The organism is Parapedobacter indicus, assembly GCF_900113765.1.
Taxonomy (GTDB): domain Bacteria; phylum Bacteroidota; class Bacteroidia; order Sphingobacteriales; family Sphingobacteriaceae; genus Parapedobacter; species Parapedobacter indicus.
Genome location: NZ_FOQO01000016.1, coordinates 68654 through 74965 on the forward strand (window position 1 = coordinate 68654; position 6312 = coordinate 74965).

At 41.7% G+C, this 6312-nt stretch carries 8 protein-coding genes; all 8 read left to right on the forward strand.

Annotated elements, in window-relative coordinates; translation table 11 throughout:
- Positions 1–8 precede the first annotated feature (8 nt).
- The 8 genes from msrB (at position 9) to BMZ56_RS24730 (ending at position 5921) form a co-directional block, all read left to right on the forward strand.
- Complete coding sequence (gene msrB / locus BMZ56_RS24695) at positions 9–455, forward strand: peptide-methionine (R)-S-oxide reductase MsrB (RefSeq protein ID WP_090632392.1); 447 nt, start codon at positions 9–11, stop codon at positions 453–455.
- A 48-nt stretch (positions 456–503) separates the two neighbouring features.
- Entirely contained in the window at positions 504–995 is a 492-nt protein-coding gene (gene msrA, locus BMZ56_RS24700) for a peptide-methionine (S)-S-oxide reductase MsrA (RefSeq protein WP_090632394.1), read from the forward strand.
- Between the two features lie 4 nt (positions 996–999).
- A complete protein-coding gene (locus BMZ56_RS24705; RefSeq protein ID WP_090632396.1) occupies positions 1000–1200 on the forward strand; it encodes a hypothetical protein in 201 nt (66 codons plus the stop codon).
- Positions 1201–1204: 4 nt separating this feature from the next.
- Positions 1205–1861: a peptide-methionine (S)-S-oxide reductase MsrA gene (msrA, locus tag BMZ56_RS24710; protein ID WP_245893390.1), complete on the forward strand. Its 657-nt coding sequence runs from the start codon at positions 1205–1207 to the stop codon at positions 1859–1861.
- 33 nt (positions 1862–1894) lie between these two features.
- Entirely contained in the window at positions 1895–2890 is a 996-nt protein-coding gene (locus BMZ56_RS24715; protein ID WP_090632401.1) for a type I glyceraldehyde-3-phosphate dehydrogenase, read from the forward strand.
- An 83-nt stretch (positions 2891–2973) separates the two neighbouring features.
- Entirely contained in the window at positions 2974–3429 is a 456-nt protein-coding gene (locus BMZ56_RS24720) for a TlpA family protein disulfide reductase (RefSeq protein WP_090632403.1), read from the forward strand.
- A 94-nt stretch (positions 3430–3523) separates the two neighbouring features.
- Positions 3524–5005 (forward strand): cysteine--tRNA ligase, encoded by a 1482-nt coding sequence (cysS, locus tag BMZ56_RS24725; protein WP_090632405.1) that lies wholly within the window; start codon positions 3524–3526, stop codon positions 5003–5005.
- Between the two features lie 130 nt (positions 5006–5135).
- Entirely contained in the window at positions 5136–5921 is a 786-nt protein-coding gene (locus tag BMZ56_RS24730; RefSeq protein WP_218146663.1) for a helix-turn-helix domain-containing protein, read from the forward strand.
- Positions 5922–6312: the final 391 nt, after the last annotated feature.

The following is a 6312-nucleotide window of genomic DNA, read 5'->3' on the forward strand; positions in this document are numbered from 1 at the left end:
TGATAGCTATGATAAACTGGAATGACGTCATTAAGTTTGCGAACCACGGTAACCCTGCTCCCTCCCGAAGGGTGGAAAAAACTGATAAGGAATGGAAGGAGCTGTTAAGTCCGGATGTCTATCTTATTACCAGAGAGAAAGGCACTGAACGAGCGCATAGTTCAGAGATGTGCGAGCTATTTGAACCGGGCAGATATGAATGTATCTGTTGTGGAACACCACTATTTGATTCGGCTGAAAAATTCCACAGCAGTTCCGGCTGGCCTTCCTTTACCCAACCTATAGCGATTGAAAATGTCGCACATCATAAGGACAGTAGTTATGGCATGATAAGGGTGGAAACAACCTGCAATGTCTGTGACGCACACCTCGGACATGTATTCCCGGATGGTCCGGCACCGAGTGGCCTCAGGTATTGTATTAATGCCCTCGCGCTTCAAAAGGTCGATGCCTGACAGATAGTAAACGAAAAAGAATTCAAGCGATAATAAATACAAATTTATATGGAAAATTTAAAAAAAGCGTATTTGGCTGGTGGGTGTTTCTGGGGTATGGAAGATCTTTTCAGAACACGGCCGGGGGTAATCGATACTGAAGTTGGCTACTTGGGAGGACAGAATGACAATCCGACCTATGAATATCATCCGGGACACGCCGAGGGGATTGAAATAACTTATGATCCCAGCAAGACCTCCTATAAAGAGCTATTGGATTATTTTTTCACAATACATGATCCCAGCACGGTCGATAGACAGGGCAACGACAGGGGTAAAAGTTACCGATCAGCGCTGTTCATTCAGAACGAAGAAGAAGGAAATGAGGCGGCAGACATGATTAAATTGGTCGATGATTCGAAACGTTGGCCCGGTAAGGTAGTAACCACATTAGAACCATTTACCAAATTTTGGCCTGCTGAAGACTATCATCAGGACTATCTTGTAAAGAATCCGAATGGGTATACCTGCCACTTTGAGCGTTTTGGAACGTTTCTGTAAAGAAATGAACAAAATAACAGCGGAAATTTATCAGCTGCATCCCGACCGATACATATTGGTCTCCGGAAATGAGGAAGGTGCGCCTCGATGCCCTTACGGAAATATCCAACATTGGGTTGGCTATGATATCCTAACCAAAAAATATATCCGGTTTACCAAGTCGGTATACAAAAAGCTTGTTGAAGAAATAGAAAATAAAAAATAAAGACATGAATATAACAGTTTTCTTATCGACCGCACTCAGCTTATTTGCTATGACAGGTTGTAGCAACAGCATGAGTAATCAAGCCGAACGTAACCAGGGCTTGGAAGAAAAAGCAAACGTTACTGAAATGACAAGCAGTAGCGATAGTACAAGCATTATCTATTTTGCCGGAGGATGTTTCTGGGGAACGGAGCATTTTTTTAAACAGGTAGATGGCGTTATCGCTACGGAGGTAGGCTTTGCCAATGGCCGTACCGACAATCCGACTTATAAGGAGGTGGTACAGAAGAACACGGGCTATGCTGAAGCCGTAAAAGTTACCTACGATGCTGAAAAATTGGATTTGAACCTGTTGCTTGATTTGTATTTCCTTACCATTGATCCTACGAGTATAAATAAACAGGGCAACGATATTGGCGACCAATACCGTACGGGGATTTATTACACTTCGGAACAGCAGCTACCGCTTATAAGACAACGGATAGACAAAGAAGCGGCTAAACACGCCAGGCCAATAGCAGTCGAAGTAACCCCGCTAAAAAAATATTATAAAGCTGAGGAATATCATCAGGATTACCTGGATAAGAATCCCGGAGGATATTGCCATATCAATCCGGCACTTTTTAAAGTGGCAAAGGAAGCTAATAAGGCAAAACAATAAATGAAAGCATCATCAAAATGACTATAGAATATTATGAAAAGAGTAGCAATTAACGGATTCGGCCGAATAGGGCGGGCAGCATTGAAAATAATTTTTGAAACCGACGACCTTGAAGTCGTCGGGATAAATGATCTGATGTCGATAGAAAACGCTGCATACCTGCTTAAATATGACAGCAACTACGGTAAGTATGCAAAAGATGTGAAATTTGAAGGTGACACCCTGTTTGTGGGCGGGAAAGCTATCAAATATTCCAGTCTGCGCAACATTTCAGAATTACCATGGAAAGCGCTGAATGTAGACGTCGTTATTGAAAGTACCGGAATATTTACCAACAGTGCCGACGCGGAAGGTCATATTTTGGCCGGTGCCAAAGCAGCCGTAATTTCAGGCCCAACAAAAGACACCCCAACCGTGGTTTATGGGGTAAATACCACGGATGATAAGACATTGGTCTTTTCCTGTGCGAGTTGTACGACCAATAATATCAGCCCGATAATCGAAATATTGGGAAGAAGATTAGGTATTAAAAAAGCCATTCTTAATACCATACATGGCTATACGACTTCACAAAGTCTTGTTGATGCTCCTTCGAAAAGAGAGCCACGGATGGGGAGAGCTGCCGGTTTGAATTTGGCCCCCGCTGCTACGGGAGCGGCCATAGCAACTACTAAAGTATTACCGCAGTACGACGGAAAGTTCGACGGCGTTGCCGTTAGAGTTCCCGTTCCTGTTGGTTCCCTTTCGGATATTACTTTTATCGCTGAGCGGCCTACTACTGTCGAGGAAATCAATCAGATCCTGGCAGAAGAAGCGGCCACGGAACGGTATGAAAAAGTGATTGCGGTAACAGGTGAACCCCTTGTATCAACCGATATTATCGGAAGCGCTTTTGCTTCTACAATAGATTTAGAAATGACAAGAGTTGTTGATGGAGACCTGGTGAAAGTAATGGCGTGGTATGACAATGAATGGGGTTTTACCAACCAGATGATCAGACAGATTCAATCAATATGGCAGCCGGAATAAGCTGGTTTTAACTCCCGTGCCTACATATATTAATTCCATTCCCCTTCTCTTAATAGGATAGGGGAATTTTTATATCATTCGTTATGGAAATTTTGAATAATCAAATACAACCCTGGCATTTGGAAAGTATCGGGCAGGAAGAGGTGCCACGGTACGTTAGCTTTAAGGGAAAACCCTTATTGATCCTGTTTTTCTATTTGGGTTGCCCGGGATGCGTAGGAAGAGCTATCCCATTTGCCAATAAAATGGTCTATGAGCACGGGGACAAGATTAACCTATTCGGGATTCACAGTAATTTTGAAGGACCCGAATATACAGATGATGAAATTATTGAAAATTTAGCGCTATTGCATGTTAGGTTTCCTGTCTTCAGGGATGCCGGTATGGCGACCACTTTTCACGATTACCGCGCTGGCGGAACACCTCATTGGGTTTTGGTAAATAAAAATGGGAAGGTCATCCGGTCCATATTTGGTTCAGATCCCAATCGGGCATTGCTATGGTTGGATTATGCCATCGCCGAAGAATTGCAAAATTGAGTGAAATCTTCCTTCTTACTTAACGACCGAAACATATTCATATTTGGCAATCCGTATTGACTTCTATACTTGCCAGATTTTTTTAATATTCAATATGTCTACATATAAAGATCATACACTGAAAATATATAATTCGCTTTCGAACCAAAAGGAAATATTCATACCCATTCAGGAAGGCCGTGTCGGAATGTATGTCTGCGGTCCGACGGTATACAGCAAAGTACACCTCGGAAACGTAAGGACCTTCCTGTCATTTGATATCATTTATCGCTATCTTTTGCATTTAGGCTACAAAGTCCGTTACGTCCGAAATATCACCGACGTCGGGCACCTGGTTGACGACATGGATAACGGTGAGGATAAGATTGCCAAAAAAGCACGTTTGGAGCAGCTTGAACCAATGGAAATTGTTCAACGTTACACGGTCGATTTCCATGATATCCTCCAAAAATTCAATCTATTGCCGCCCAGTATCGAGCCAACCGCGACCGGTCATATGATCGAACAGATCAATGTCATACAGCACATCATTGATAAGGGGTATGCCTACGAATCGAATGGATCGGTATATTTCGACGTGGTAAAGTATAATGAGGATTATGATTATGGTGTGCTCAGCCATCGGGATTTGATGCATACGCTCGATAACTCCAGAGCACTTGACGGCCAGTCTGACAAACGGAACGAACAGGATTTTGCCCTCTGGAAACGTGCCGATCCCCATCATATCATGCGCTGGCCTTCCCCATGGAGTGAAGGGTTTCCAGGATGGCATACGGAGTGTACCACGATGAGCACAAAATACCTTGGACAAAGATTTGACATCCACGGTGGAGGTATGGACCTGAAGTTTCCGCATCACGAATGTGAGATAGCCCAGGGTGAGGCCTGTACGGGCCACCCGCCCGTCAACTACTGGCTGCACGCAAATATGCTAACATTGAATGGAAAGAAAATGTCTAAATCGAGTGGGAATTATATTCTGCCGGGAGAAGTTTTAAGTGGTGAAAATCCTGTTCTTAGCAAAGCTTTTTCAGCTTCGGTAACAAGGTTTTTCATGCTACAGACACATTACCGAGGTATTATGGACTTTTCGAATGATGCGATCTTGGCCGCTGAAAAAGGATACGAACGTTTGATGAAAGCAATGGATGTCTTATCGAAGATTGAGCCGGGAAATAAATCGACACTTGACATCGCCGGTTGGGAAGCAAAATGCTATGAGGCGATGGATGACGATTTTAATACGCCTATTCTTATTTCGCATCTTTTTGAAGGCGTCACATTTATTAATCACCTGAAAGACAAGACGGCTACACTCTCGACAACCGATATGGAGCGCTTCTGTAAGACTATGTCGAGCTTTGTTTTTGATGTCCTTGGTTTGGAGGTGAAATCGGATGTATACAACGGCCAGGTTGAAAAACTCGATGGGACAATCAGTTTACTGATTGAAATGAGGAATCAAGCTCGGGCAGATAGAAATTTTACCTTATCAGACCAGATACGTAACCGGCTTACCGAATTAGGTATCAAATTGAACGATACAAAAGACGAAACTACCTTTAATTATTGATCTGATTTAAAGATTTGCTTTACATCAGATTACCTTTTTAAAGATTATGCGTATATTTTGATACTATTTACGAGTACCCTAATTGAATATTTAAATGATTTATCAAGGACAGCAAAACGAGTACTTTGAGTTGGAATACATCGATGCCAATAATTTCAGAAGCTTCAGACCGATTGTATCCGGGGCCTTACAGCTGCTTTGGTTTCAGTCCGATGGGAACAAACTGATCATCGATGGTATTCAACATACTTTTGATAATAACCAGATTGTTAGCCTTTCGCAATACCATCAGGTGGAATATAAGCAGATTAACGCAATGAAAATGCTTCGGTTCAATTCAGAGTTCTATTGCATAATCAACCACGATAGTGAAGTCGGCTGTAAAGGCGTATTGTACTATACGCCAGCCAAGATACCGGTTGTTACGGTTGACAAGTCCCAATTTGCTGTAATGAACGATGCCTGGAATCTGACCGATACGGAATTGGAAATGAAAGATGAGTTGCAGCTTGAAATGCTTCAAATCGTCCTGAAGCGCATCTTGATACTTTGTACAAGGTTATATAAAATGCAAGGCACTTTATCCTTTATCGATGATAGCCAGCATAACCTGATTAGGGAGTTCAACTTCCTTGTCGAACAAAATTTTAAGGAACAGCATAATGTCTCTTACTATGCGGGATTACTGCATAAATCACCAAAGACCATCACCAATACTTTTAAAAAGATTGATGAAAAGTCACCGCTTCAGCTAATTCATGAACGTATTCTATTAGAGGCGAAAAACTTACTACATTATACAAAGCAGGATATTTCTGAAATCGCGTATGAGCTTGGTTTTGAAAACGTACAAGTGTTTAGCCGATTTTTCAAAAGATTGGCGGGAATTTCTCCTACTGAATTTCGGCTTGGTTGAAGGTATCGAAGGTTAATATCGATAGGTGAAAATGAATTATTTTTGTACGAAAGTAACAGTGTAAATTAAAATGTATAGTTTTCTCAATTGTGCCAAAAAATAGTGCTTGATTTCGCTTGTGGGCGAACTCGCTGCGATTCATCCACAAATTATCTATTACCCTGTTATTTTGAGTTTTTTATACGGTATGGAATTCGAATGTTGCTATCTTCCAAATAAACAGGCATTACAATGTATTTTGAAAAGTTCCGAACTATTTTTTCCTGTAGTGTCTCAAAAGTATGCTCATATATTTTATTTAACCCGTTGTGCGGTTTAAACAGCAAGCGCATGTTTCAACCTGTTAATATTTCTGTTGTTTAAAAAGTTCGTGTACTGCAATACTGCTACT

Excerpts from the sequence above, each read along its gene's own strand:
- msrB (WP_090632392.1), top strand. The coding sequence starts at position 9 with ATGATAAACTGGAATGACGTCATTAAGTTTGCGAACCACGGTAACCCT.
- msrA (WP_090632394.1), top strand. The coding sequence starts at position 504 with ATGGAAAATTTAAAAAAAGCGTATTTGGCTGGTGGGTGTTTCTGGGGT.
- BMZ56_RS24705 (WP_090632396.1), top strand. The coding sequence starts at position 1,000 with ATGAACAAAATAACAGCGGAAATTTATCAGCTGCATCCCGACCGATAC.
- msrA (WP_245893390.1), top strand. The coding sequence starts at position 1,205 with ATGAATATAACAGTTTTCTTATCGACCGCACTCAGCTTATTTGCTATG.
- BMZ56_RS24715 (WP_090632401.1), top strand. The coding sequence starts at position 1,895 with ATGAAAAGAGTAGCAATTAACGGATTCGGCCGAATAGGGCGGGCAGCA.
- BMZ56_RS24720 (WP_090632403.1), top strand. The coding sequence starts at position 2,974 with ATGGAAATTTTGAATAATCAAATACAACCCTGGCATTTGGAAAGTATC.
- cysS (WP_090632405.1), top strand. The coding sequence starts at position 3,524 with ATGTCTACATATAAAGATCATACACTGAAAATATATAATTCGCTTTCG.